At 71.1% G+C, this 24,558-nt stretch carries 26 protein-coding genes; 16 read left to right on the top strand and 10 right to left on the bottom strand.

All coding sequences use genetic code 11. The features are described 5' to 3' along the window. Positions 1 to 195: 195 nt before the first annotated feature. From fabG to ACIRPU_RS25500, 3 genes are all read left to right on the top strand, one after another. On the top strand, positions 196 to 900 hold the full coding sequence (gene fabG, locus ACIRPU_RS25490) for a 3-oxoacyl-[acyl-carrier-protein] reductase (RefSeq protein ID WP_020130402.1): 705 nt from the start codon (positions 196 to 198) through the stop codon (positions 898 to 900). Positions 901 to 905: 5 nt separating this feature from the next. Beyond that, positions 906 to 1,673, top strand: coding sequence for an enoyl-ACP reductase FabI (gene fabI, locus ACIRPU_RS25495; protein ID WP_020130401.1), 768 nt, complete (start codon positions 906 to 908; stop codon positions 1,671 to 1,673). A 164-nt stretch (positions 1,674 to 1,837) separates the two neighbouring features. Continuing rightward, the gene (locus tag ACIRPU_RS25500; RefSeq protein ID WP_384116467.1) at positions 1,838 to 2,191 is read left to right on the top strand and encodes a hypothetical protein; all 354 of its coding nucleotides are present in this window, start codon (positions 1,838 to 1,840) and stop codon (positions 2,189 to 2,191) included. Here the strand turns inward: ACIRPU_RS25500 and ACIRPU_RS25505 are convergent. Further along, positions 2,172 to 2,861 (bottom strand): FadR/GntR family transcriptional regulator, encoded by a 690-nt coding sequence (locus ACIRPU_RS25505; protein WP_403871234.1) that lies wholly within the window; start codon positions 2,859 to 2,861, stop codon positions 2,172 to 2,174. The two genes, ACIRPU_RS25500 and ACIRPU_RS25505, sit on opposite strands and share 20 nt — an antisense overlap. Positions 2,862 to 2,931: 70 nt before the next feature. Between ACIRPU_RS25505 and ACIRPU_RS25510 the strand changes: the two genes are divergently transcribed. The 4 genes from ACIRPU_RS25510 (at position 2,932) to ACIRPU_RS25525 (ending at position 5,491) form a co-directional block, all read left to right on the top strand. Then, complete coding sequence (locus ACIRPU_RS25510) at positions 2,932 to 4,278, top strand: CynX/NimT family MFS transporter (protein ID WP_403871237.1); 1,347 nt, start codon at positions 2,932 to 2,934, stop codon at positions 4,276 to 4,278. 43 nt (positions 4,279 to 4,321) lie between these two features. After that, entirely contained in the window at positions 4,322 to 4,438 is a 117-nt protein-coding gene (locus ACIRPU_RS25515; protein WP_385565664.1) for an SGM_5486 family transporter-associated protein, read from the top strand. A 248-nt stretch (positions 4,439 to 4,686) separates the two neighbouring features. Beyond that, positions 4,687 to 4,893 (top strand): hypothetical protein, encoded by a 207-nt coding sequence (locus ACIRPU_RS25520; protein ID WP_355703951.1) that lies wholly within the window; start codon positions 4,687 to 4,689, stop codon positions 4,891 to 4,893. Between the two features lie 79 nt (positions 4,894 to 4,972). Then, positions 4,973 to 5,491: a SixA phosphatase family protein gene (locus tag ACIRPU_RS25525; RefSeq protein WP_403871241.1), complete on the top strand. Its 519-nt coding sequence runs from the start codon at positions 4,973 to 4,975 to the stop codon at positions 5,489 to 5,491. Positions 5,492 to 5,608: 117 nt separating this feature from the next. On the opposite strand, the gene serB is transcribed toward ACIRPU_RS25525, so the two are convergent. Beyond that, positions 5,609 to 6,823, bottom strand: a complete 1,215-nt coding sequence (gene serB, locus ACIRPU_RS25530) for a phosphoserine phosphatase SerB (protein WP_403871243.1) — start codon at positions 6,821 to 6,823, stop codon at positions 5,609 to 5,611. A gap of 141 nt (positions 6,824 to 6,964) precedes the next feature. After that, complete coding sequence (locus ACIRPU_RS25535; protein WP_403871246.1) at positions 6,965 to 8,950, bottom strand: streptophobe family protein; 1,986 nt, start codon at positions 8,948 to 8,950, stop codon at positions 6,965 to 6,967. A gap of 246 nt (positions 8,951 to 9,196) precedes the next feature. On the opposite strand from ACIRPU_RS25535, the gene ACIRPU_RS25540 reads away from it, so the two are divergent. After that, positions 9,197 to 11,719, top strand: coding sequence for an FHA domain-containing protein (locus ACIRPU_RS25540; RefSeq protein WP_403871249.1), 2,523 nt, complete (start codon positions 9,197 to 9,199; stop codon positions 11,717 to 11,719). Positions 11,720 to 11,789: 70 nt separating this feature from the next. On the opposite strand, the gene ACIRPU_RS25545 is transcribed toward ACIRPU_RS25540, so the two are convergent. The 3 genes from ACIRPU_RS25545 to ACIRPU_RS25555 form a co-directional block, all read right to left on the bottom strand. Continuing rightward, on the bottom strand, positions 11,790 to 12,527 hold the full coding sequence (locus ACIRPU_RS25545) for a transglycosylase SLT domain-containing protein (RefSeq protein ID WP_403871252.1): 738 nt from the start codon (positions 12,525 to 12,527) through the stop codon (positions 11,790 to 11,792). A 302-nt stretch (positions 12,528 to 12,829) separates the two neighbouring features. Continuing rightward, positions 12,830 to 13,978 (bottom strand): S-adenosylmethionine:tRNA ribosyltransferase-isomerase, encoded by a 1,149-nt coding sequence (locus ACIRPU_RS25550; RefSeq protein ID WP_403871255.1) that lies wholly within the window; start codon positions 13,976 to 13,978, stop codon positions 12,830 to 12,832. Beyond that, entirely contained in the window at positions 13,975 to 14,673 is a 699-nt protein-coding gene (locus tag ACIRPU_RS25555) for an SDR family NAD(P)-dependent oxidoreductase (protein WP_403871259.1), read from the bottom strand. The genes ACIRPU_RS25550 and ACIRPU_RS25555 overlap by 4 nt, the downstream gene beginning before the upstream one ends. Before the next feature lie 241 nt (positions 14,674 to 14,914). Here ACIRPU_RS25555 and ACIRPU_RS25560 point away from each other — a divergent pair, with 241 nt between their 5' ends. The 4 genes from ACIRPU_RS25560 (at position 14,915) to ACIRPU_RS25575 (ending at position 17,612) form a co-directional block, all read left to right on the top strand. Then, the gene (locus ACIRPU_RS25560) at positions 14,915 to 16,093 is read left to right on the top strand and encodes a GAF domain-containing sensor histidine kinase (protein WP_403871262.1); all 1,179 of its coding nucleotides are present in this window, start codon (positions 14,915 to 14,917) and stop codon (positions 16,091 to 16,093) included. Further along, positions 16,086 to 16,727 (top strand): response regulator, encoded by a 642-nt coding sequence (locus ACIRPU_RS25565; protein ID WP_403871265.1) that lies wholly within the window; start codon positions 16,086 to 16,088, stop codon positions 16,725 to 16,727. Before ACIRPU_RS25560 ends, ACIRPU_RS25565 begins: the two co-directional genes overlap by 8 nt. A 189-nt stretch (positions 16,728 to 16,916) precedes the next feature. Beyond that, positions 16,917 to 17,162 carry a chaplin ChpE gene (gene chpE / locus ACIRPU_RS25570; RefSeq protein ID WP_057599241.1) on the top strand — a complete coding sequence of 82 codons (246 nt, stop codon included), beginning with the start codon at positions 16,917 to 16,919 and terminating at the stop codon, positions 17,160 to 17,162. Between the two features lie 210 nt (positions 17,163 to 17,372). Then, the gene (locus ACIRPU_RS25575) at positions 17,373 to 17,612 is read left to right on the top strand and encodes a chaplin (protein ID WP_403871269.1); all 240 of its coding nucleotides are present in this window, start codon (positions 17,373 to 17,375) and stop codon (positions 17,610 to 17,612) included. A gap of 195 nt (positions 17,613 to 17,807) precedes the next feature. Here the strand turns inward: ACIRPU_RS25575 and ACIRPU_RS25580 are convergent, their stop codons facing one another. After that, on the bottom strand, positions 17,808 to 18,596 hold the full coding sequence (locus tag ACIRPU_RS25580; protein WP_403871272.1) for a hypothetical protein: 789 nt from the start codon (positions 18,594 to 18,596) through the stop codon (positions 17,808 to 17,810). Positions 18,597 to 18,749: 153 nt separating this feature from the next. Here ACIRPU_RS25580 and ACIRPU_RS25585 point away from each other — a divergent pair, with 153 nt between their 5' ends. The 3 genes from ACIRPU_RS25585 (at position 18,750) to ACIRPU_RS25595 (ending at position 21,125) form a co-directional block, all read left to right on the top strand. Continuing rightward, the gene (locus tag ACIRPU_RS25585) at positions 18,750 to 19,547 is read left to right on the top strand and encodes an ABC transporter ATP-binding protein (RefSeq protein ID WP_403871275.1); all 798 of its coding nucleotides are present in this window, start codon (positions 18,750 to 18,752) and stop codon (positions 19,545 to 19,547) included. Positions 19,548 to 19,600: 53 nt separating this feature from the next. Further along, positions 19,601 to 20,032, top strand: coding sequence for an NfeD family protein (locus tag ACIRPU_RS25590; RefSeq protein WP_355703964.1), 432 nt, complete (start codon positions 19,601 to 19,603; stop codon positions 20,030 to 20,032). Between the two features lie 142 nt (positions 20,033 to 20,174). Next, a complete protein-coding gene (locus tag ACIRPU_RS25595) occupies positions 20,175 to 21,125 on the top strand; it encodes an SPFH domain-containing protein (RefSeq protein WP_385570309.1) in 951 nt (316 codons plus the stop codon). A 24-nt stretch (positions 21,126 to 21,149) separates the two neighbouring features. Here ACIRPU_RS25595 and ACIRPU_RS25600 read toward each other — a convergent pair whose 3' ends face one another. From ACIRPU_RS25600 to ACIRPU_RS25610, 3 genes are all read right to left on the bottom strand, one after another. Then, complete coding sequence (locus ACIRPU_RS25600) at positions 21,150 to 21,656, bottom strand: HNH endonuclease (protein WP_054239279.1); 507 nt, start codon at positions 21,654 to 21,656, stop codon at positions 21,150 to 21,152. Positions 21,657 to 21,853: 197 nt separating this feature from the next. Then, a complete protein-coding gene (locus ACIRPU_RS25605; protein ID WP_403871280.1) occupies positions 21,854 to 22,393 on the bottom strand; it encodes a YbhB/YbcL family Raf kinase inhibitor-like protein in 540 nt (179 codons plus the stop codon). A 120-nt stretch (positions 22,394 to 22,513) separates the two neighbouring features. Next, on the bottom strand, positions 22,514 to 23,296 hold the full coding sequence (locus ACIRPU_RS25610) for a sporulation protein (RefSeq protein ID WP_355703967.1): 783 nt from the start codon (positions 23,294 to 23,296) through the stop codon (positions 22,514 to 22,516). 151 nt (positions 23,297 to 23,447) lie between these two features. Here ACIRPU_RS25610 and ACIRPU_RS25615 point away from each other — a divergent pair, with 151 nt between their 5' ends. Further along, positions 23,448 to 24,089 (top strand): DNA-3-methyladenine glycosylase, encoded by a 642-nt coding sequence (locus ACIRPU_RS25615; protein ID WP_384125556.1) that lies wholly within the window; start codon positions 23,448 to 23,450, stop codon positions 24,087 to 24,089. Positions 24,090 to 24,558 lie beyond the last annotated feature (469 nt).

The raw sequence follows: 24,558 nt of genomic DNA on the forward strand, positions 1-24,558 counted from the left end.
CGCCCGGCAGCCCCGGACCACACGTTTCCGCCCCGCTTCCGCAAACTTTCTGTAGAGACCCCACAGCCAGTCCGGTGAGCCACTGTCGGTGCCCGAATGTCCGTAGGAAGACGCAGACCGATAGGTTTCGAGGGAAGTCACCTGCCTTCCAGTGTTCGGGCGGGTGCGTCAGACCCCTATCGAAAGGGTGATCCGTTGAGCCGCTCGGTTCTCGTCACCGGAGGAAACCGGGGCATCGGCCTCGCCATCGCCCGCGCGTTCGCCGATGCCGGCGACAAGGTCGCGATCACGTACCGCTCGGGCGAGCCACCGGCCGGCTTCTTCGCGGTCAAGTGCGACATCACCGACTCCGAGCAGGTGGAGCAGGCCTACAAGGAGATCGAGGCCGAGCACGGCCCCGTGGAGGTCCTGATCGCCAACGCCGGCGTCACCAAGGACCAGCTCCTGATGCGCATGTCCGAGGAGGACTTCACCTCGGTCATCGACACCAACCTCACCGGCACCTTCCGCGTGGTCAAGCGTGCCAACCGCGCCATGCTGCGGGCCAAGAAGGGCCGCGTCGTCCTGATCTCCTCGGTGGTCGGACTGCTCGGCTCCGCGGGGCAGGCGAACTACGCCGCCTCCAAGGCCGCCCTGGTCGGCTTCGCGCGTTCCCTCGCCCGTGAGCTGGGGTCGCGCAACATCACCTTCAACGTCGTCGCGCCCGGTTTCGTCGACACCGACATGACCAAGGTGCTCACCGACGAGCAGCGCGCGGGCATCGTCTCGCAGGTCCCGCTCGGCCGGTACGCGCAGCCGGAGGAGATCGCCGCGACGGTGCGGTTCCTCGCCTCGGACGACGCCTCGTACATCACTGGAGCCGTCATCCCCGTTGACGGCGGACTGGGAATGGGTCACTGATCACCATGAGCGGAATTCTCGAGGGCAAGCGCGTCCTGATCACCGGCGTGCTGCTGGAGTCCTCCATCGCCTTCCACACCGCCAAGCTGGCCCAGGAGCAGGGGGCCGAGATCATCCTGACCGCGTTCCCGCGGCCCACGCTGACCGAGCGCATCGCCAAGAAGCTGCCGAAGCCCACCAAGGTCATCGAGCTCGACGTGACGAACGACGAGCACCTCGGCCGGCTGGCCGACATCGTCGGCGAGGAGCTCGGCGGTCTCGACGGCGTCGTGCACTCCATCGGCTTCGCGCCGCAGGACGCCATGGGCGGCAACTTCCTCAACACGCCGTTCGAGTCGGTCGCCACGGCCATGCACGTCTCGGCGTTCTCCCTGAAGTCGCTCACCATGGCCTGTCTGCCGCTGATGCAGAACGGCGGCTCGGTCGTCGGCCTCACCTTCGACGCCTCGTTCGCCTGGCCGCAGTACGACTGGATGGGCCCCGCCAAGGCCGCCCTGGAGGCCACCAGCCGCTATATGGCGCGTGACCTGGGCAAGCAGAACATCCGCTGCAACCTGGTCTCCGCCGGTCCCATCGGTTCCATGGCGGCCAAGTCCATCCCGGGCTTCTCCGAGCTGGCCTCCGTGTGGGACGACCGTTCCCCGCTGGAGTGGGACCTCAACGACCCGGGCCCGGCCGGCCGCGGCGTCGTCGCCCTGCTGAGCGACTGGTTCCCGAAGACCACGGGCGAGATCGTGCACGTCGACGGCGGCCTGCACGCCATCGGAGCCTGATCACCGACACGCCCTCGACGCCCCGTTCCCCCGCCCGCGCGTGGGGGAGCGGGGCGTCACCCGTTCGGCTCACCGGCCAGGCGGGCGAGCGCCCCGGCACGGCACTCTGAAGTGCGGGTTCCTTACCGCGCTTTCCTCCCCAGCACGGCCGAGGAGGTCCCCTTGTGCGCCTGTCTCGCAGCCTGGCCCCAGTGACCGTCGCCGTCTGTCTCGTCCTGTCGCTGCCGTACGACGCGCTGCCGCACGCACGCGTGGCGGCCCGGCAGGCCACCGCCGCGCCCGAGGAGCCGTTCGGCGCGGAGTGCCGCACCGAGGTCCGTGGTTCCCGCGTCGTCGCCCACTGCCACAACCCCTATGCCGACACCGACCGCGTCCGCCTGCACATCGAGTGCGAGCGCTGGTGGGATCTCGACACCGACGGCACCCCCGTCGACGCGGGGCCCGCCCAGACCGTACGGCTCACCGGCCGCTGCTGGAAGGAGGTCGGCTCGGCCTGGGTCAGCCATCAGAAGCGGTGAACCGCCCGGGCCTGCACAGCAAGGGGTAGCCGGCCGCCTCGACGGCGGCGGCCTCCGCGTCGCCCGCGCGGATCGCGTCCACCAGCCGCGTGTGGTCCATGTACGTCTCCGGCGTCAGCTCCTCGCCGACGTCCTCGCGCAGCCAGTCCCGCAGCACCTCGCCGAGGTCCGCGTACATCGCGGTCATGACGTCGTTGTGGGAGGCCGCCACCACCGCCAGGTGGAAGGTCGCGTCCGCCGTCACGAACGCCTCCGTGTCGCCCGAGGCCCAGGCCTCCTCGCGCCGCAGGAGGAGCGTGTCCAGCTTCTTGAGGTCCTTCTCCGTGCGCCGTCCGGCCGCCAGCTTCGCCGCACTCGACTCCAGAGCGGCGCGCAGCTCGGCGATGTGTCCGGGGTCGGCGTCGGCGAAGCGGCGGTGCATCACGCCCGCCAGCTCGCTGGTCGCCACGACATAGGTGCCCGACCCCTGTCGGATGTCCAGCAGCCCGTTGTGCGCGAGCGCCCGGACGGCCTCGCGGACCGTGTTGCGGGCGACGCCCAGCTGTTCGACCAGCTCGGGTTCGGTGGGGATGCGCGCGCCGACCGGCCACTCGCCCGAGGTGATCTGGGTGCGCAGCGCGGCGATGACCTGCTCGGAGAGCGCCGAGCGTCGGGGATGGCTCAGGGGCATGGCACACCTTCGCACGGGTGGGGCGGCCGAGGGGAACCCGGGCCTGGACAACCAATCATCCTATGATTCTATGATGGTCGCCATGACTGGCGAGCAGACCCGGACGACGACATCCCCGCCCCCGCGCGCCTCGGCGGAGAGCGAGCCCCCGCGCACGGCCACCCGCGCGGGAGACTGGAGCAAACGGCTGCTCGTCGCCGGCATCGTGCTGGCCGCCCTCAACCTCCGGCCCGCCATCACGAGCCTCGGCGCCCTCCTCGAAGAGGTGCGCGGCGGGCTCGGCATGAGCGGCAGCGTGGCCGGGCTCCTCACCTCCGTGCCCCCGCTCTGCTTCGCCGTCTTCGGCGTCATGGCGCCCCGCCTCGCCCGCCGCTTCGGGCCGGGCGCGGTGGTGTGCGCGGGGATGGTCGCCATCACGGCTGGACTGCTCCTGCGCCCCTACGGGGGCGGCACGGCGGGGTTCCTCGCCGCCAGTGCCCTCGCCCTCATGGGCATCGCCGTCAGCAACGTCCTGATGCCGGTCATCGTCAAGCGCCACTTCCCCGACCGGGTCGGCACCATGACCGGCCTGTACTCGATGGCCCTCGCCCTGGGCACCTCCACCGCCGCCGCGATCACCGTGCCCATGACCGAGGCGCTGGGCGGCAGTTGGCAGACCGGACTCGCGCTGTGGGCGGGCCTGGCGGCGGCGGCCGTCCTGCCCTGGCTGGCGCTCGCCCGGGACCGCGGAACGGCACCGGGCGGCCCGCGTACGGCGGGGGAGCGCCAGGAGCGGGGCCCGCGGTCCGCCCCGCAGGCCCACGCGCGCGTGCCGCAGCCGTCGGCCGCCCCGCTGCGCATCACCCGCAGCCGTACCGCCTGGGCGCTCGCCGTCTTCTTCGGCCTCCAGGCCACCGCCGCCTACATCACCATGGGCTGGATGCCGCAGATCTTCCGGGACGCCGGGGTGCCCGCGAGCACGGCCGGACTGCTCCTCGCCGTGACGATGGCGATGGGCGTGCCGCTGGCCTTCGTCATCCCGCGCCTCGCCACCCGGCTGCCGCACCAGGGCCCGATCGTGCTCGCGCTCGGCGGCTGCGGCCTCGTCGGATACGCCGGCCTGTACCTCGCGCCGGCCGGCGGCGCCTGGGCCTGGGCCCTGCTGCTCGGCATCGCCAACTGCGCCTTCCCGCTGGCCCTCACGATGGTCGGGATGCGCGCCAGGAGCGGCGCGGGTGTGGCTCAGCTGTCGGCGTTCGCGCAGAGCACCGGCTATCTGATCTCCATACCCGGCCCGCTCCTGGTGGGGGTGCTCTACCAGCACAGCGGCGGCTGGGGCCTGCCCCTCGCGCTGATGGCGGCCCTGATGGTCCCGCAGACGGTCGTGGGCGTCCTGGCCGGCCGGGACCGCACGGTGGAGGAGGAAGCCGCCCGCTGACCCCCGGGGCACCGCCGGGGACGCGGGGTGCGAGACTTGCCGTATGCCAGTGCTCGACCCGAACCCCCAGAACGGCCAGAAGAAGATGCTGATCGTCTTCGGCGCGTTCTTCGCCATCTTCGTCGTCATCGCCGTCATCGCGACCCTCGCCTCGCCCTGACGCCCCGGCCGTGACGACCGGCGCGACGCCCCGACCGTGACGACCGGCCGGATCGCTCCTGCCGCGAACCCGTCCGAGCGACGGGGGTGGGGCTAACCCCCCTGTCCCCTAGGGGGCGAGGGTCAGGGTCAAGTGGGTGGATCGCCGGATGGGTTGAGGGCCGCCGATTCCGTAACTTCGAGGTGTGACCGCAGGACGCGGGTCACCTGCCAAGGTCCACGGACCACTCGAAGACAGCGGAGGCACCCATGTCGGCCCCTACGCACACCCGGCCCCACCCGGCCACCTCGGGCGGCGTCGACACCTGGCTGCCCTGGTGGGCCCTCGCCCTGCCGACGCTCGCCTTCATCACCCTGCTGGCGCTGATACTGAACCCCGCCGACGCCCACGCGGCCACCGGCGACCCGGCGATCACCCACCTCGTCGAGCGCGTGCAACAGCTGATCACCCGCTAGGGCGGAGCTCAGGACCGCTGGTGAAGCCGCATGTCAACTCCCTGCGCCCCATGGCCTGTTTCATGCGAAGCTGGGACTCATGAGCGTCGCAGAACCCCGCAGGATCGTCCTCCTCCGTCATGCGAAGGCCGACTGGCCACAGGTGACCGACCATGAGCGTCCGCTCGCTGACCGGGGTCGTAAGGACGCCGCCGTCGCCGGACGCAAGCTGGTCGACACCGGTATCCCCATCGACCTGGCCGTCTGCTCCACCGCGGCCCGCACCCGCGAGACGTGGAAGCTCGCCGTCCAGGAGTTTCCGCAGCGGCCGAAAACCGTCTACGAGGAGCGGATCTACGAGGCCTCGCCCGGTGAGCTGATCGCCCTGCTCAACGAAACGCCCGACGACGTGCGTGACGTCGTCCTGATCGGCCACAACCCGGGCATCCAGGGTCTCGCCGAGATCCTCTCCGGCCGGAGCGAAGGCGACGCGGGCGAGCGGATGGGCCGCCGCGGGTTCCCGGCCGCCGCCTACGCCATCGTCTCCTTCGACGGCCCCTGGAAGTCCCTGGAACCGGGCGTGGCGACCCTGCTCGACTACTGGGCGCCCTCCGAGTGACCCACCCGGCACGAGGAGGGCCCGGCGCCGCGACGGCGCCGGGCCCTCCCTCGTCCCGCGGGGCGCCCGTGCGTCCGCGCGCCGGTGCCCCTGTCTCTTCGCCCCTGCCGCGCGGGGCTACTGCTCGTCGTGCGTCTCCGCGGCCTCGACCTCTTCGCGGGTGATGCCGAGCAGGTACAGCACGGTGTCCAGGAACGGCACGTTCACCGCCGTGTGCGCGGCCTCGCGCACCACCGGCTTGGCGTTGAAGGCGACCCCGAGACCGGCCGCGTTGAGCATGTCGAGGTCGTTGGCGCCGTCGCCGATCGCCACGGTCTGCGAGAGCGGCACGCCCGCCTCGGCGGCGAACCGGCGCAGCAGCCGCGCCTTGCCCGCACGGTCCACGATCTCGCCGGTGACCCGGCCCGTCAGCCTGCCGTCGACGATCTCCAGCGTGTTGGCCTGCGCGAAGTCCAGGCCGAGCCGTTCCTGAAGATCGTCGGTGACCTGGGTGAAGCCGCCGGAGACGACCCCCACCTGATATCCGAGCCGCTTCAGCGTCCGGATCAACGTGCGCGCGCCCGGCGTCAGCCGGACCTCGGCGCGCACCTTGTCCACCACCGAGGCGTCCAGTCCCGCCAGCAGCGCCACGCGCGCGTGCAGTGACTGCTCGAAGTCGAGCTCACCACGCATCGCGGCCGCTGTCACCTCGGCGACCTCACCCTCACAGCCGGCGTGCGCGGCGAAGAGCTCGATCACCTCGTCCTGGATCAGGGTGGAGTCGACGTCCATGACGACGAGCCGCTGGGCCCGCCGGTACAGGCCCGCGTCCACCACCGCGACGTCCACCCCCAGCGCCGCCGCGCCCGTGACCAGGGCGGTGCGCAGGGGCTCCGTCTCCACGCCCGAGACGGCGAACTCGACGGCGGTGACGGGATACTTGGCCAGCCGGAAGATGCGGTCGATGTTCCCGCCGGCCTTCGTGATCTTCGCCGCCACGGCGGCCGTGGCCTGCGCGGTGAGCGGATGCCCGAGCACGGTGACCAGTGACCGGCCGAGGCCGCGCGGCCGGTTGTCGCCGATGCCGGAGATGATCTCGGCCTGCATCTTCATCGACTCGGCCCAGCTGTGGACCGTCGACCGCACCTCCCCCTCGAGGCCGGCCGGCGGCTCGGTGACGAGCGCGCACAGCACCATCCGCCCGCGGGTGACGACCTGCTCGATGTCGACCACGTCGACGGAGAAGGCGGCGAGGGTGTCGAAGAGGCCGGCCGTGATGCCCGGCCTGTCCTTGCCGAAGATCTTGACAAGGAGCGTGGGGACGTCGGAGGACGAAGTCTGCAAAGCGCTCATGGTGTACCCACCGTATCCGGCACCCGGTGCCGCGCGCCGCCGAGGTCCGCCTGACGGACGGGGAACAGTGGATGTCGACGAGGTGGCGCGCTCCTCAACGGCCGGCTGTGGGCGTTCCGCGGGCGTTTCGGTCCCCGCCCCTCACCGCGGTCCGCGAGGCGTCCTGGGCCCCCTGGGAGGAGCGGGAGGCGGTGGCGGTGGCGGAGGCGGCGGACCCTCCTCCGATCCGGGGGGTGGCCGCTCACCGGGCCGTGGGCCGGGCGGCCGCCGCGGGACGCGGGGCGGCGGCCCGATGGGCCGGACCACCGTCGGAGCGCCGTAGACGTCGTCCGCCCCCGGCGGTCCGGCAGGCGGCCGCCCGCCGTCCGAGGGAGGCTCCTCGTTGTGCCGGGAGCTCTCGTACGGCCTCGACGGACCGGTCCCGTCCCCCCTGGGCCGTTCGGGCCGAGCCCGCTCCGGCCGCGCGTCCCGCGGCTCCCGCAGCTCCTGCGGAACCCGCAGATAGGGATTGGTCGCCGGATTCGGCGGCCGGTACGCCGGTGCGCTCGACGCGTACGGTCCGGCCCGGTCGTCCGGGCGCCCCGAAGGCCCCCGGCCCTCGCCGGGGCCCGCAGTGCCACCAGGGTCACTCCGTGCCAGTGGCGCCGCCCGCCGTCCGGCGGCCCCCGTGGCCCGAGCCAGCAGCGCACCGGCGGCCCCCGCCCCCGCACCCCACAAGGCGCCCAGCAGCAACGCCGCACCGAGGTGCCCGTGCAGCGCGATCCCGGCCCCGAAGGCGTCGAACCCCAGCACGGACAGCGAGGCGTCCACGGACACGTTCGTCAACCAGGCGATCAGCGGCAACGCCACGGCGGTCGCCGCCCCCAGCCGCACGGCGCACCGCCCCGCGAACCCGACCGCACCGGCCCCGTGCCCGCCCCGGCTCCCGGACCCCGCTCCCACTCCCGACCCGGCCTTGGCCCCGGCCTTGGACCCGGCCCTCGCGGCCGGCGGAGACCCCGTCGACCCCACAGGCGTCCGCACCGCCGCCAGCACCCCCGCCAGCAGCATCATCAGCGCCGCGGCCACGCCCAGCAGCCACACCCGTCCGTCCAGCTCGGCGAGGCGGCCCAGCGTCACCGACTGCTTCGTGCCGGCGCCCAGCAAATCGTCCAGCGGGTCCGGCAGGACGCTCGTCAGCGCGCCCGTGGCCCGGCCGTCCCAGGGGACGAACAGGCCGATCGGGATGCCCAGCCAGACCCCGTTCGGCGCGCCCAGCAGCGCCGCTCCCGCGATCCGCCGGGGATGGTCGTCGCCGATCGCCGCGTACGCCGCCGCGGCGAACCCGGCCGCCACGGCCACCAGCAGCACGGTCACGACGGCGGACACCGCGGGCCGCACCACCCGGTGCACCGCCTCCCAGCCGCTCGGCAACGGCGTGCGGCGCGAGGCCAGCAGCGCGATCAGCAGGATGCCGAGGGACCAGCCGAGGCCGCCGAGCAACGTGGGCGCCGTGTCGACGGTGAAGCCGACCGCGGCCTTCGCGTCGACGAGGTCACCGAGCCGGTCGGGCAGCAGTCCGCCGATGTCCCCGAGCCCGGGGATCTCCAGACCGCCACCGCCGCCGCCCCCACCGCCGTTGCCGGGCAGGTCGTCCAGCCCCAGCGCGCCCCCGTCGAGCGTGATGACGTCGTGCCCCGCCCAGGCCAGTCCGCCGAGCATCGCCACGTACAGCGCGACCACCGCCCCGACGCGGGCGAGGAGTTCGGCCGGGGCGATCACAACTCCCGCCGTCCGCAGGGACCGCAGGAAGAACCACGACAGCAGCAGCGCACCCACCAGGCTCACACCCAATGGCGTGATCTCGATGGCCGTGTTCGCCTCCGCACCCGTGAGCCCGAAAGCGGACACATCGCCCGACGGAGTCACCGAGCCGCCGGCGGCCAGGGCGACCACCGCGGCCGTCATCGGGCCCAACGAGCCCGCGGAGTCCGCCTCCAGGAGGTGCAGCCCCAGCGCGGCCGTCCCCGCCATCCCGATCAACGCCCAGCTCACCGCCGCGACCGCGGCCAGCAGTACGTCGATCCACGGCACGCCCCTGCCACGCGCCGCGCTCCCACTGCCTTCGACACCCGTACCGGCACTCATGCAGACCCCCCGATCCGCGGCGCGCGGCGGCGAAGATCGCCGCTTCCGTCCCCCTCGCGTGCCTTTACCACTCTCCGGGCCGGTTTCAACCCCGTCAACGGGAACGGCCGATACGCTCGCGCACGCTCTTCACAAGGCCCGACTTTCGGTCAGGGGGCCGCTACTGAAATAGTTCCCCCCGATGTTCGACATCCCTAGACTCCCCGTTGATGGGGCTAACTCGGGGGACAACTCAGTGGGGCTGGAGTGCCGGAACTCGTACTGGAATTGAACGGACGCACCTGGACGCTCGACCCGTCCAGGCCATACACCCTCGGACGTGATCCGCAGGGCGACATCGTCCTCGACGACGCCAGGGTCTCCTGGCGTCACGCCACGGTCAGCTTCAACGGGCGCAGTTGGGTCGTCGAGGACCACGGGAGCACCAACGGCACCTTCGCGCAGGGGCAGCGGATCCATCAGCTGGAGATCGGCCCCGGCTCGGCGTTGCACCTGGGCAACGCGACCGACGGGCCGCGCGTGAACCTCTCGGGGACGCGGGCGCCCGCCGCGCAGCCCCAGCAGCCGTACGCCGCGCAGGCCGCGAACCCGGGCTGGGCCCAGCAGGCCCCGCCCCAGCAGGCGCCGCAGGCCGGATGGCAGCAGCCGCAGCAGGGCGCGCCGCAGGTCCCGCAGCAGCAGGGGCCGAGCGAGCCGTATGTGCAGAAGGTGCCCGGTGGAGGCGCGGGGGCGCCGCCGGTCTACGGAGACCGCAGTCCGACCACGTTCCACCAGTTCTCCCTCGGCCGCGTGATGCGCATCGGCCGTGCCCTGGAGAACGAGCTGGTCGTCTCGGACCTCCAGGTCTCGCGCAACCACGCCGAGTTCCACTCGACGCCCGACGGCCGGATGGAGATCCGCGACCTCGGCTCGCACAACGGCACCTACGTCAACGGCCAGCCGATCCCCAAGGGCGGCTCGGTCCAGCTGGGGCCCACCGACATCGTCGGCGTCGGCCACTCGACGTTCCGGATCGTCGGCGACCGGCTCGAGGAGTTCGTCGACACCGGTGAGGTCTCCTTCTCGGCCCGCCACCTGACCGTCACGGTCGACGGCGGCAAGCAGATCCTGAAGGACGTCTCCTTCGGGGTCCCGGAGAAGTCCCTGATCGCGGTCATCGGACCCTCCGGTTCCGGCAAGTCGACCCTGCTCAAGGCACTGACGGGCTACCGTCCGGCCAACCAGGGCGACGTCCTCTACGACAACCGGAACCTGTACAAGCAGTTCGCCGAGCTGCGTCAGCGCATCGGTCTGGTCCCGCAGGACGACATCCTGCACAAGGAACTGACCGTCAAGAGGGCTCTCAAGTACGCGGCCAAACTCCGCTTCCCCGCCGACACCACGGGCGCCGAGCGTGACGCCCGCATCGACGAGGTGCTGCGCGAGCTCAAGCTGGACATCCACAAAGAGAAGAAGATCACCTCCCTCTCCGGCGGCCAGCGCAAGCGCGTCTCGGTGGCCCTGGAGCTGCTCACCAAGCCGTCGCTGATCTTCCTGGACGAGCCGACCTCCGGCCTCGACCCGGGCATGGACCGCGATGTCATGCAGCTGCTGCGCGGCCTCGCCGACGACGGGCGCACGGTCCTGGTCGTCACGCACTCGGTGGCCGAACTCGCGATCTGCGACAAGCTGCTCGTGATGGCGCCGGGCGGTGCCGTCGCCTACTTCGGCCCGCCCGAGGAAGCGCTGAACTTCTTCGGCTACGACACCTGGGCCGACGTGTTCTCCGCCTTCGAGAACTACCGCGACTACGACTGGGCGGGCCGCTGGAAGGGCTCGCAGCACTACCAGATGTACGCCGCGGACATCGACGCCATCGCGCCGCAGTCCGTACAGATGCCGCCGATGCAGGCGATGAAGCCGCCGAAGCCGCAGGGCTGGATGTCCCAGTTCGTCACGCTGGTGCGCCGCTATGCCTCGGTGATCGCCTCCGACAAGGGCTTCCTGGCCCTGACGGTGATCCTGCCGGCCGTCCTCGGCGCGGTGAGCCTGCTCATCGACTCCGGGAACAGTCTGCTGCCCAACCCGGTCAACCCGAAGACCGGCCGGATCATCCCCAACGGCACGGCCACCACCGTCCTGCTGATCCTCGCGGTCGGCGCCTGCTTCGCGGGCGCGGCCAACTCGGTCCGCGAGCTCATCAAGGAACGGGTCATCTACGAGCGGGAACGCGCGACCGGCCTGTCCCGGTCCGCGTACCTGATGTCCAAGGTGTTCGTGCTCGGCGTGGTCACCCTGCTCCAGGGGCTGATGGTCGGCGTGATCGGCTTCGCGAGCCGGGAGATCCCGACGCAGGGTCTGGTCCTCGGCAGCGCCACCATGTTCGAGCTCTCCATCCCGATCATGGCGCTGGGCTTCACCTCGATGATGTTCGGCCTGGTCATCTCCTCGCTGGTGAAGACGGCCGAGAAGACCATGCCGCTGCTGGTCATGTTCGCGATCATCCAGGTCGTGTTCACCGGCTGCCTCTTCACTCTGAACGGCGCGGTCGGCGTCAACGAGTTCTCGTACCTGATGCCCTCGCGCTGGGCGGTCGCCGCCGCGGGCGCCACGCTGGACTTCAACAAGATCAGCCCGCCCAAGGACGGCGGCGAGACCGACCCGCTGTGGGAGCACACCGTCGGCGCCTGGGGCCTGGACATGGCCGCGCTGATCGTCATCGGTGTGATCTGCGGCTTCTTCGTGGCCCGCTTCCTGCGCCGCCACGAGCCCGAGGTCATGCGCAAGTAGTCGCTGCCGTAGTACGCCGATGGGCGGCACCCCGGATCCGGGGTGCCGCCCATCGGCGTACGGAGGTCGCTCAGTACGCGCTGTCGACGTTGTCGATCGTGCCGTACTTGTCGGCCGCGTAGTTCGCCGCGGCGGTGATGTTGGCGACCGGGTCGTAGATGTTCCAGGACGTCCCGGCGACGTGGTACGCGGTGAAGGTCGGCGGGATCACCTGGAGCAGCCCCTTGGACGGGATGCCGTTGATGGCGTTGATGTCCCAGTTGTTGATCGCCTTCGGGTTGCCCGAGGACTCCCGGATGATGTTGCGGTGCAGACCGCTGTAGGAGCCCGGGATGCCCTTGGCCTTCATGATGTCCAGGGAGTGCTTGATCCAGCCGTCGAGGTTGTTCGCGTAGCTCTTGGTGGCGACCTTCTTGACCACCACACGCTTGGCGGACCGGCTCGCGGCCTCCTTGGCGGCCTTGCGCGCGGCGGCGGCCTTCTTGGCCGCGGCCGCTGCGGCCGCCTTCTTCTTGGCTGCCGCTGCCTTCGCGGCGGCCTCGGCGGCTGCCTTCTTCTTGGCGGCGGCGGCCGCGGCGGCCTTCTTCTTGGCCTCGATGGCGTCGACCTTCACGCTCGTCGTGGCCAGCTGGTCGGTCACGCTGGCCTTGACGGCCTGCACCGGCGTCGTGCTGTAGGCGACCCGGGCCGAGGAGACGGCGTCCGTAGTGGTCGTCTGCGCGTCGGCCGGCACCACGGAGAAGGCGAGGGCGGCGGCACCGAGCGTGGCGGCACCGGCGATCGCGATCTTACGAGTGTTCTTGGGCATGCGGATGGACCTCTTCGAATAGCGCGGAGGTCGCTCTCTTCGTCCGACGGCGGACAGCGGGTGCTTGTGGCACGGGCGCCGCCGGGGGAGAACCCACGGCGCTGAGCGACGAGAGCCATTGTTAGCGGCCGCAAAAAGGGCAGGCAAAGGTGTGACGTACGATCCCCGATAGTGGATCAGGGAAGGGCAAATCGGGACAGATGGAACCATCTGCCCCGTTCACCGCGTCCCCTTTATCTCCTATTGCCCCTAGTACGTGATCCGCGCCCTATGTGCGGGCTCACACGGGCCCCACCCTGTTCTCACAGATGGTTGCCCGAGCAATGCTCTGCGTCAGCGCTCTCCTCCGTAAGGACGAGGTGCACGTCCCCGAACTCGTGCCACAGGTAGCGCCCGCCCAGCGCCTCCTCGTAGCCACGGCTGATCGCGGCCCGCCCCGCCACCGCCTCCAGCATCAGCAGATGCGAGGCCTCAGGCTCGTGCAGCCCGGTCAGCAGCCCGTCCACCACCCGTACCCCGCGCGCGGGGGTGACGACGAGATCCGTCCATCCCGCACGCGCGCGTACGAGCCCGTCCGCCCCGGTCGCCGACTCCACGGCCCGCACCGCGGTCGTCCCCACCGCGATCACCCGCCCGCGCGCCTGCCTCCCCCCACCACCGCGCACGGCGTTGATCAGCCGCGCCGACGCCTCGGGTACCGCGAACCGCTCCGGGTACGGCGGCTCGTGCGCCTCCGCGGAGGCGACCCCGGTGTGCAGGGTGATCGGCGCGAACTGCACCCCCCGGCTCACCAGCTCCGCCACCAGCCGCGCGGTGAAGGGCCGCGCCGCACTCGGCATCTCCGCACTGCCCGTGCCGTCGGCCGACGGCAGCGCGAACACCGTCTGGTAGACGGACAGCGGCTGGTCCCGCTCCGTATAGGAGTAGCGAATGGGCCGCCCGTGCTCCCGCAGCAGCCCGGGCACCACCCCGGCAGACGACAGCACCGCCCCGGCAGACGACGGCACCGCCCCGGCAGGAGACACCCGCGCCCACCACAGCCGCCCGCTCCCCGGGCTCAGCGGCTCCTCCAGCGCCAGCCGCACACCCCCGGCCAGCCGCACCTCGGTCCCGGCGGCACCACCCGCACGCGCGCGGGTGGTGCCCTTCCCGTCCGGCTCCCGCAGCTCGACGGCCCACCGTCCGTCGTCACCGCGCGTGGAGAAGTGCACCACCACGCGCGCGTGCCCGACCCGCCCGTCCACGGCCGCCGCCAGCGTCGGCGAGGTGTTCACCACGAGCAGGTCCCCGGCCCGCAGCAGACACGGCAGCTCCCGGAACGCGTGATGCGTGACCTCCGTCCCCCGCGACACCAGCAGCCGGACGTCGTCGCGCTCCCGCCCCGGCCCACGCTGCTCGGCCGGCACCCGCGCCGACAGCTCCCGCGGAACCCGCTGCACGGCCAGCGTCATCGCCGTCCCTCCAGCAGGGCCGGGGCCCCGTACCGCCCGCTCGCCGGGCGCTCGTCCAGCAGCCGCAGGAAGGCCGGCGCCACACCGGCCGGATCCGGCCGCGGATCGTCGTCGTCCGGTACGGCCGCCGTGTACAGGTCCGTGGCCATGTCCCCGGGGTCCACCGCCCACACCCGCAGTCCCGGCTCCTCCGCGCCGAGCACCGCCGCGAGCTGGTCCAGGGCCGCCTTGGACGCCCCGTAACCACCCCACGTCCCGTACGCCTCGGCCGCCGCGTCCGAGCTGACGGTGATCACCGCGCCCGCCCCCGCTCCGAGCAGCAGCGGCAGCGCCTCCTGAACCAGCCCCAGCGCCGCCACGACGTTCACCTCCAGCGCCCGCCGCAGCCCGTCCAGGGACAGCTCGGCCAGCCGGACCAGCGGTTCGGCGCCCAGCGCGCTCGCGTTGTTCACCACCAGATCGCAGCCCCCGAGCCGCCGGGCGGCCGCCACCAGCTCGGCCCGGTGCGCCGCATCCGTGACGTCCCCCGCCCGGGCCTCGACCCGGGTCCCGTGCGCCGCCACGGCCGCAGCCGTCTCCTTCAGCACCTCCGCGGTTCTGGCGTCGAGCACCAGATCCCAGCCGCGCGCGGCCAGCGCCTCGGCCAGCGCCCGCCCCAGCCCCTTCGACGCACCCGTGATGATCGCAACCGGCATGACAACCGTCCCCTCGTCCGACCGCCTCCTCGCGGCGGTGATCCCAACGTAGGAACCGGCCCCGCGCTCACGCCTCGGACGCGGGACGCAAGCCGCAGGGGCCCTTCGTCGTACGTCCGCGCACCCGGTCCCCCCGCCCTGGGCCGCAGGACCGGGGACCTCGGTCCTAGGTCCTCCGCCCCAGCCCGTGGCCGCCACAGGTCCGATCCGCGCTGTCACACCCCGCCGGTAACGTGAGGGCATGAGTCAAGGCCCCCGGTCCGGCCTCGCCGCGGTGAGTTCCGCGCTGCTGGCCATGAGCAGGCACCTCGAGGTCCGCGACGTCCTCAAGACGATCGTCGCCTCCGCCCGCGAGCTGCTGGACGCGCAGTACGCCGCCCTCGGCGTGCCCGACGACCACGGCGGCTTCGCCCAGTTCGTCGTCGACGGCGTCGGCGAGGAGCAGTGGAAGGCCATCGGCCCGCTGCCCCGCCAGCACGGCATCCTGGCGGCGATGCTCCAGGAGGCCCGGCCCCAGCGCCTCGCCGACGTCCGCAAGGACCCGCGCTTCGAGGGCTGGCCGTCCGCCCACCCCGAGATGTCCGACTTCCTGGGCCTGCCCGTCCGGGACGGCGACGAGGTACTCGGCGCCCTGTTCCTGGCCAACAAGCTGCGCCCCGCGAGGGAAAACCCCTCACACCCCCCGGGCGTCGAGCCCCAAGGCGGCTGTGGCTTCACCGAGGACGACGAGGAACTGCTCTCGATCCTCGCCCAGCACGCCGCGATAGCCCTCACCAACGCCCGCCTGTACGAGCGCAGCCGTGAACTGACGATCGCCGAGGAACGCTCCCGGCTGGCCCACGAACTGCACGACGCGGTCAGCCAGAAGCTGTTCTCCCTGCGGCTGACGGCGCAGGCCGCCACCGCCCTCGTCGACCGCGACCCCGCGCGCGCGAAGGGCGAACTGCAACAGGTCGCCGCGCTCGCCGCCGAGGCCGCCGACGAACTGCGCGCCGCGGTAGTGGAGTTGCGCCCCGCCGCCCTCGACGAGGACGGCCTCGTCGCCACCCTCCGCACCCACATCCAGGTCCTCGACCGCGCCCACACCGCGCGCGTGACCTTCACCAGTCAGGGCGTCCGCGCCCTGCCCGCCGCGCAGGAGGAGGCCCTGCTGCGCGTCGCCCAGGAGGCGCTGCACAACGCGCTGCGTCACTCCGGGGCACAGCGCGTCGAGGTAACGCTCGGGAAACGCGGCCCGGGCACGGTCCTGCGCGTCACGGACGACGGCGGCGGCTTCGACCCGACGACGGTCCGCCGGGCCGGCCGCCACCTCGGACTGGTGTCGATGCGGGACCGGGCCGGCGGGGTCGGTGGCACGCTCACGGTGGAATCGGCGCCCGGCAGGGGCACCACGATCGAGATGGAGGCTCCCGGTGGCTGACGCAATCAAGGTGCTGCTCGTCGACGACCACCAGGTCGTCCGCCGGGGCCTGCGCACCTTCCTGGAGGTGCAGGACGACATCGAGGTCGTCGGCGAGGCCGCCGACGGCGCCGAAGGAGTCGCCCTCGCCGAGGAGTTGAAGCCCGACGTCGTCCTGATGGACGTCAAGATGCCCGGCATGGACGGCGTCGAGGCCCTCCGCAGGCTCCGCGACCTGGCCAACCCCGCGCGCGTGCTGATCGTCACCAGCTTCACCGAACAGCGCACCGTGGTCCCGGCCCTGCGCGCGGGCGCCGCCGGGTACGTCTACAAGGACGTGGACCCCGACGCCCTGGCCGGCGCCATCCGCTCGGTGCACGCCGGGCACATCCTGCTCCAGCCGGAGGTCGCCGGCGCACTCCTCTCCCAGGACGAGGGCACCACGGGCCAGGGCAGGGGCGGCTCGCTCACGGAACGCGAGCGCGAGGTGCTCGGGCTGATCGCGGACGGCCGCTCCAACCGCGAGATCGCACGGGCCCTGGTCCTCTCCGAGAAGACCGTCAAGACGCACGTCTCGAACATCCTGATGAAGCTCGACCTGGCGGACCGCACCCAGGCCGCGCTGTGGGCCGTACGCCATGGTGTGACCCGCTGAGACACGCTCCGGCGCACCACCCGGAGCGTCGCGGGGCGCTCCGGTCCGGCAACGCGGAAGGTTAACTTCCGATCCGAGATTCATACCGTCGTGGGAATGTCCCCCGGATGGCGCATCCTTCGCGGCTCGCCGCCGTTCTCCAGTGCGTGCCGCGGCGATTGCCGCGGTAATCGCTAGGAGGGGTCAGAAGTGAAGAACCTGAAGAAGGCAGCGGCCGTGACGATGGTGGCCGGCGGGCTGATGGCCGCGGGTGCCGGCATGGCCTCCGCCACCGACGGCGCCACCGCCCTCGGCGAGGCCAAGGGCTCGCCGGGCGTCGTCTCGGGCAATCTCGTCCAGGCCCCGGTGCACGTCCCGGTCAACGTGGTCGGCAACAGCGTGAACGTCATCGGCGTGCTGAACCCGGCCTTCGGCAACCTGGGTCTCAACCACTGAGGTCCCGCCCGCACTCGCGGTGACCTCCGGCCTCCCTCGGCGCCCACCGAGGGAGGCCGGTCCGTTCGTCGGTCCAATGATCTTGTCGTTCCAATGATCCGAACGAGGTGTCTTCCCGGCGGGCCCCGCATCGTTCCCGATCACCCCCGCGTTGGGCAGCGCACGACCCGCGGCCGGGTCGGACACGCAAACGCAGGAGGAACACTTCCCATGAACATCGCCAAGAAGGCTGCCGTTGCCCTCACCGTCGCGGGCATCGCCGCGGGCGCCTCGGCCGGTGCCGCAGTCGCCGACGCGGGTGCCGAAGGCGCGGCCGTGAAGTCGCCGGGCGTCGCTTCGGGCAACGTCGTCCAGATTCCCGTGCACGTCCCGATCAACCTCTGCGGCAACACGATCAACGTGGTCGGCCTGCTGAACCCGGCGTTCGGCAACACCTGCATCAACGACTGAGTTCGTAGCCGCACCACGGAGGGGCCCACGCGTCACAGACGACGCGTGGGCCCCTCCGCATGCCGCGACCTTTCGACGCCGCCCGGCAACTCAGCCCGCCCGGCGCTTGAGGACGAGGCCCCATCAGGGCCGAAGGGGGGCCTGGGGGCACGGCCCCCAGAGGTTCACCCCAACCCGGGGCATCCAGCCCGACGCTCACCGAACCCCCCGCTCCCGCTCCTCCACAACGGAGTTGTACGCGGCGACCTGAGCCCGCCGCCCCGTCCGCTCGACCGGCCGCAAGGCCTCCGCCCGCACCGCCATCTCCGCCGAGCTCACCGCGCCCCCGGGACCGTTCTCATAGGCGAGGGACACCAGCAGCCCCACCCGCTGCGCCAGTTCCAGCACCCGCACCGCCCGAGGCGGATACCCCGGCGCCAGGACCTCCCGCCCCCGCTCGGCCCGCGCCCGGTACGCGTCGATCGCCGCCTCCGCCACCGGCCCCGATCCCGCCAGGTCCAGCCGCGCCAGCACCGCCGTGGCGTCCCGCAGCGCCTCCGCCAGCTCCCGTTCCGCCTCGCCCAGCGACGGCACGTCGGCCGGCGGAGCCTCCCGCACCGGCAGGCAGTGCCACACGACCTCGACATGCACGTCACCGTCGGGCCCGGCCTCGTACACCTCCGGCACCAGTCCGTACCCGGCGCCGTGACAGACCACCGCCTCCTCCGCCTCCAACGCCCGCGTGTTGAACTCCGGCGGTCCGCTCAACCCCAGCGGATGCCCCGGCGCGGGCAGCGCCACCCGCAGCCCGTCCACCCCGAGCGTGCGCAGCCGCCCCAGCGCGAGCGTGAGTCCGACGGGCGCCGACTCGCCCGGCAGCCCCTCCACCCGGTGCACGGCGTCGTCGCCGACGATGGCGAGCACGGCGTCGTCCGGCGAGACGATTCCGGCCAACAGGGCATTTCCCCAAGCGGCGAGGCGACCAGAGCGCGGTTCCGAGAGCATCCCCCCACCCTAAGGACCGGACCGATGGAACGGGCCGCCCGACCGGTGGCGTAGATTTTCCCGGAGAGGCCGCGCCCACCCACGCGCGGCGGTCCGAGCCACAGGCGCCCGCGACAAACGACCGGCCACACAGCAAGGGGAGACAACGCGCTCATGAGCGATGTTCTGGAGCTTCAGGACGTATCCGTGGTCCGTGAGGGCCGGGCTCTGGTGGACCAGGTCTCCTGGTCGGTCAAGGAGGGCGAGCGCTGGGTCATCCTCGGTCCCAACGGGGCCGGCAAGACGACCCTGCTGAACATCGCCTCGACCTACCTCTTCCCCAGCGCCGGCACCGTCTCCATCCTCGGCGAGACCCTCGGCAACCCCGGCACCGACGTCTTCGAGCTGCGCCCCCGCGTCGGCATGGCCGGCATCGCCCTCGCCGACAAGCTCCCCAAGCGCCAGACCGTCCTCCAGACGGTGCTGACCGCCGCCTACGGCATGACCGCCGGCTGGCAGGAGGAGTACGAGGACGTCGACGAGCAGCGCGCCCGCGCCTTCCTCGACCGCCTCGGCATGAGCGACTACCTGGACCGCAAGTTCGGCACGCTCTCCGAGGGCGAGCGCAAGCGCACCCTCATCGCCCGCGCTCTGATGACCGACCCCGAGCTGCTGCTCCTCGACGAGCCCGCCGCCGGCCTGGACCTCGGCGGCCGCGAGGACCTCGTACGCCGCCTCGGCCGCCTCGCACGCGACCCCATCGCCCCCTCGATGATCATGGTGACCCACCACGTCGAGGAGATCGCCCCCGGCTTCACCCACGTCCTCATGATCCGCCAGGGCAAGGTCCTCGCCGCGGGCCCGGTCGAGCTCGAGCTCACCTCCCGCAACCTCTCCCTCTGCTTCGGCCTCCCGCTCGTCGTGGAACAGGTCGGCGACCGCTGGACCGCACAGGGCCTGCCGATGTCCTGACCGCTCCTTGTGCGCCCTGTCCCCGGCAGGACGTGCGGCCCTACCATGACGGTGTGAACGACATCGACGCGTGGGTGTGGTGGCTCGTCGGGGCGGCAGCGCTCGGAATCCCGCTCGTGGTGACCGCCATGCCCGAATTCGGCATGCTCGCGGTCGGCGCGGTGGCCGCGGCCGTCGCGGCAGGCCTCGGCTTCGGAGCCGTCGCCCAGGTGCTCGTCTTCATCGTCGTCTCCGTCGCACTGATCGCCGTCGTACGCCCGATCGCGATCAAGCACGCCAAGCAGCGTCCCCAACTCGCCACCGGCATCGACGCGTTGAAGGGCAAGCAGGCCGTCGTGCTGGAGCGCGTCGACGGCTCGGGCGGCCGTATCAAACTCGCCGGCGAGATCTGGTCGGCACGCGCCCTCGACACCGACCGCGCCTACGACGTGGGGCAGGAAGTCGACGTCGTGGACATCGAGGGGGCCACGGCGATCGTCATCTGACTCCGCGCAACTCCCGCACGACGTAAGTGAACAGAACACCTCACGAGCCGCACGACGGTCTGTCACACTCGTCCAGCAAGATCTTCAACAGGCATAAGATCTTCCGAAAGCGCCGAGGCGGAGAAAGGTACGGGGAGCCGCGATGGAACCGGTCATCATCGTCCTGGTCATTCTGGTGGTGTTGGTCTTCATCGCCCTGATCAAGACGATCCAGGTCATCCCACAGGCGAGTGCCGCCATCGTGGAGCGGTTCGGCCGCTACACGAGGACACTCAACGCGGGCCTCAACATCGTCGTCCCGTTCATCGACACCATCCGCAACCGCATCGACCTGCGCGAACAGGTCGTGCCGTTCCCGCCGCAGCCGGTGATCACCCAGGACAACCTGGTCGTGAACATCGACACCGTCATCTACTACCAGGTGACCGACGCCCGGGCCGCGACCTACGAAGTCGCCAGCTACATCCAGGCGATCGAGCAGCTCACCGTCACCACGCTCCGCAACATCATCGGCGGCATGGACCTCGAGCGGACCCTGACCTCCCGCGAGGAGATCAACGCTGCGCTGCGCGGAGTCCTCGACGAGGCGACCGGCAAGTGGGGCATCCGCGTCAACCGCGTGGAACTGAAGGCCATCGAGCCCCCGACCTCCATCCAGGACTCGATGGAGAAGCAGATGCGCGCCGACCGTGACAAGCGCGCCGCGATCCTCACCGCCGAAGGCACGCGCCAGGCCGCCATCCTCACCGCCGAGGGCGAGAAGCAGTCGCAGATCCTGCGTGCCGAGGGCGAGGCCAAGGCGGCGGCCCTGCGCGCCGAGGGCGAGGCCCAGGCCGTGCGCACGGTCTTCGAGGCCATCCACGCCGGCGACGCGGACCAGAAGCTCCTCTCCTACCAGTACCTCCAGATGCTCCCGAAGATCGCCGAAGGCGACGCCAACAAGCTCTGGATCGTCCCCAGCGAAATCGGCGACGCCCTCAAGGGGTTGTCCGGCGCCATGGGCAACTTCGGCCCCTTCGGCGGGGGTTCGGGAGGCAACGACTCCGGCAACGGCGGCGGTTCGGAACGCCGGGAGAAGCCGTCGATCGACTGACCCCCGGTCACATCCGGATCCGGGCTACGCCGCGTCCATGGTCAGCCACTCCGGCAGCGCGGCCAGGTCGTCCTGCCCCAGGGCCAGCAGCATCGCGTCCGCCGGCGTCGGCTCGAACGGCTGCCGCAGCAACGGCATCTCCGCCTGCTCCGGAGTCCGGTCCGCTTTGCGGTGATTGTCCTCGGCACACGAGGCGACGGTGTTCAGCCACACGTCCTGGCCCCCCTGGGCCCGCGGCACCACGTGGTCCACGGTCGTCGCCCGGCGACCGCAGTACGCGCACCGGTGCCGGTCCCTTATCAGCACACCCCGCCTCGACCACGGAGCTTGTCTTCGGAACGGCACCCGTACGTACCTGCACAGCCTGATCACACGAGGCGCCGGGATGTCGACCTCGGCTCCGCGCATCCGCAGTTCGGGGTGGGCCTGCTCGACGACGGCCTTGTCCTGAAGCACCAGAACGACGGCTCGGTTCAACGTCACCGTCGACAGCGGCTCGAAGCTCGCGTTCAGTACCAGCGTGTCCCGCATACCAGCCCACCTCCTGTGTGCACCGGCCCACCCCCTGGCGGGCTGGGATCAACTCTGGCCGGGCACGCCGAGATGGACAACGCAATATCTGCTGCTCCACGGGAGGTGACCCCCGCGACCCCCGGCAACAAAAATGCCCGCCTCTGATCACTTCCAAGACCAGAGGCGGGCAAACGTTCAATGAACGATGAGCTGACTCATCCCTCCGCGGGAAGTTCGTACTCACCGATCAACTGAGCGCGGGCGATCGTGTGGAACCGCAGATTGAATCCCACGGCGGCGGGCGAGGCGTCGGCGTCCGGGCCGAGCTTCTCCTGATCCACCGCGTACACCGTGAAGACGTACCGGTGCGGCCCGTCCCCCGGCGGCGGAGCGGCTCCGCCGAACTCCTTGGTGCCGTAGTCGTTGCGCGCGTGTACGGCGCCCTCGGGCAGCCCCTCGAACTTGCCGCCGCCCGCACCCGCGGGCAGCTCGGTCACCGAGGCCGGGATGTCGAACAGCACCCAGTGCCAGAATCCGCTGCCCGTCGGGGCATCGGGGTCGTAGCAGGTCACGGCGAAGCTCTTGGTCCCGGACGGGAAACCCTCCCACCGCAGCTGCGGCGAGGTGTTCCCCGCCGCGTGGACCTGGGCGTCCTTGAGCGTCGCCCCTTCCTCCACATCCTCGCTCGTGACCGTGAACGACGGCACCGGCGGATGGAAATCGTGGGGCAGCGGCCGCCTCTTCAGCTCGGTCACCTGGACACCTCCTGATTGATCGGAAAGGCACTCCCTTCGGAGCCTACGACCTTCACGCCCCGCGCGAGGACGCACAGAGGGCCCGGAACGCCGTACGGCACTCCGGGCCCTCTGTCCGGCTCAGAACCAGTTGCGCTTGCTGCCGACCTCGGACAGCCACTGGTTGAGGTACGCCGCCCAGTCGGTTCCCTGGTAGTCGTGCAGACCCACCTGGAACGAGCGGAAGGTGTCGCTGCCCTCGCTGAACAGCCCCGGCTTCTTGTCCATCTCCAGCACGACGTCCATCGTGTGCTCATCGGCCACGAAGCTCAGCTCGACCTGGTTCAGCCCCCGGTACTGCGACGGCGGGAAGAACTCGATCTCCTGGTAGAACGGCAGCTTCTGCCGCGTGCCGCGGATGTGCCCGCGCTCCAGGTCCGCGTTCTTGAAGCGGAAGCCCAGCTGGATGAAGGCGTCGAGAATCGCCTTCTGCGCCGGCAGCGGGTGCACGTTGATCGGGTCCAGGTCGCCGGAGTCCACGGCGCGGGCGATCTCCAGCTCCGTGGTCACACCGATGTTCATGCCACGCAGCGTCTGGCCGTCGATCGTCGTGACCGGCGTCTCCCACGGGATCTCGAGCCCGAACGGCACCGCGTGCACGGCACCGGCCTGGAGCTCGAAGGCGCCCCCGAGCCGCAGCTTCGTGAACTCGATGTCCTGCTTGTACTCCTGGTCGCCGCTCTCCACCTCGACCTTGGCCTGCAGCCCGACCGAGAGCCCCTCGATCTGCTGGTTGACGGACCCGCCCTGGATCCGCACCTCACCCTGGACGACACCGCCCGGAACGACGTTGACCTCGGTCAGCACGGTCTCGACCGAAGCCCCGCCGGCCCCCAGACTCGCGAGCAGCTTCTTGAACGCCATGTCTCTCCCTCTACGACCTTCTTCTTACGGGATCCCTCGACCCCTACATACGCGATCCCGGCGTGGCCGGTTCCGTGCCCCACACCCTGGCAAGACGGATGCCCGCTGACCACCCCGACGCACCCACGGGTCTGCACTACGCTCGGAGGGCATGATCGCGACCCCCGACCGTACGCCCCTGCCCAGGACCTTCTTCGACCGCCCTGTCCGGGAGGTGGCCCAGGATCTGCTCGGCCGTCTCCTCGTCCGTACGACCCCCGACGGTCCGATCACCCTGCGCCTCACGGAGGTCGAGGCCTACGACGGACCGAACGACCCGGGCTCCCACGCGTATCGCGGTCCCACGGCCCGCAACGGTGTGATGTTCGGTCCGCCCGGACATGTGTACGTCTACTTCACCTACGGCATGTGGCACTGCATGAACCTCGTCTGCGGTCCGGACGGCACGGCGAGCGCTGTCCTGCTCCGCGCCGGCGAGATCGTCGAGGGCGCCGAGTCGGCCCGCAAACGTCGACTCTCGGCCCGAAATGACAAGGAACTGGCCAAAGGGCCCGCCCGCCTGGCCACTGCCCTGGACGTGGACCGAGCCCTCGACGGTACGGACGCCTGCGCCACCGGGGACACCCCTTTGAGGATCCTGACCGGCACCCCGGTCCCCTCCGACCAGGTACGCAACGGCCCGCGCACCGGAGTCTCCGGCGACGGAGCGGTCCACCCCTGGCGGTACTGGGTCGCCGACGACCCGACGGTGAGCCCCTATCGGGCCCATGTCCCCAGGCGTCGCCGAAGTTGACTCGCTGTTCGCCGGCGCGTAACGTGGCCCGAGCCGCTTGAACCGGGTACGGCATTCGCCGGCAGTCGGAAGCGGCCAACCCACTACCTACAACGCCCCTCAGCGGGAGCGAATTCGGCATGCCCGCATGCCCGAATTCCAACCTGGCGGAACTCGATTATGAGTCGCAGAGGGAATCGGCTAACGTAGTGAATGTCGAAAGGCCGACAGGCGAAAGCCCAAAGCCCAAGACAATCCCCCCGACAGGGAATCGGATCAAGAAAAGGATCTGATAGAGTCGGAGCCGCCGGAAAGGGAAACGCGAAAGCGGGAACCTGGAAAGCACCGAGGAAATCGGGTCGAGAAAAGATCTGATAGAGTCGGAAACGCAAGATCGAAGGGAAGCGCCCGGAGGAAAGCCTGAGAGAGTCTCTCGGGTGAGTACAAAGGAAGCGTCCGTTCCTTGAGAACTCAACAGCGTGCCAAAAAT

Source organism: Streptomyces sp. NPDC102259, assembly GCF_044766465.1.
Taxonomy (GTDB): Bacteria; Actinomycetota; Actinomycetes; order Streptomycetales; family Streptomycetaceae; genus Streptomyces.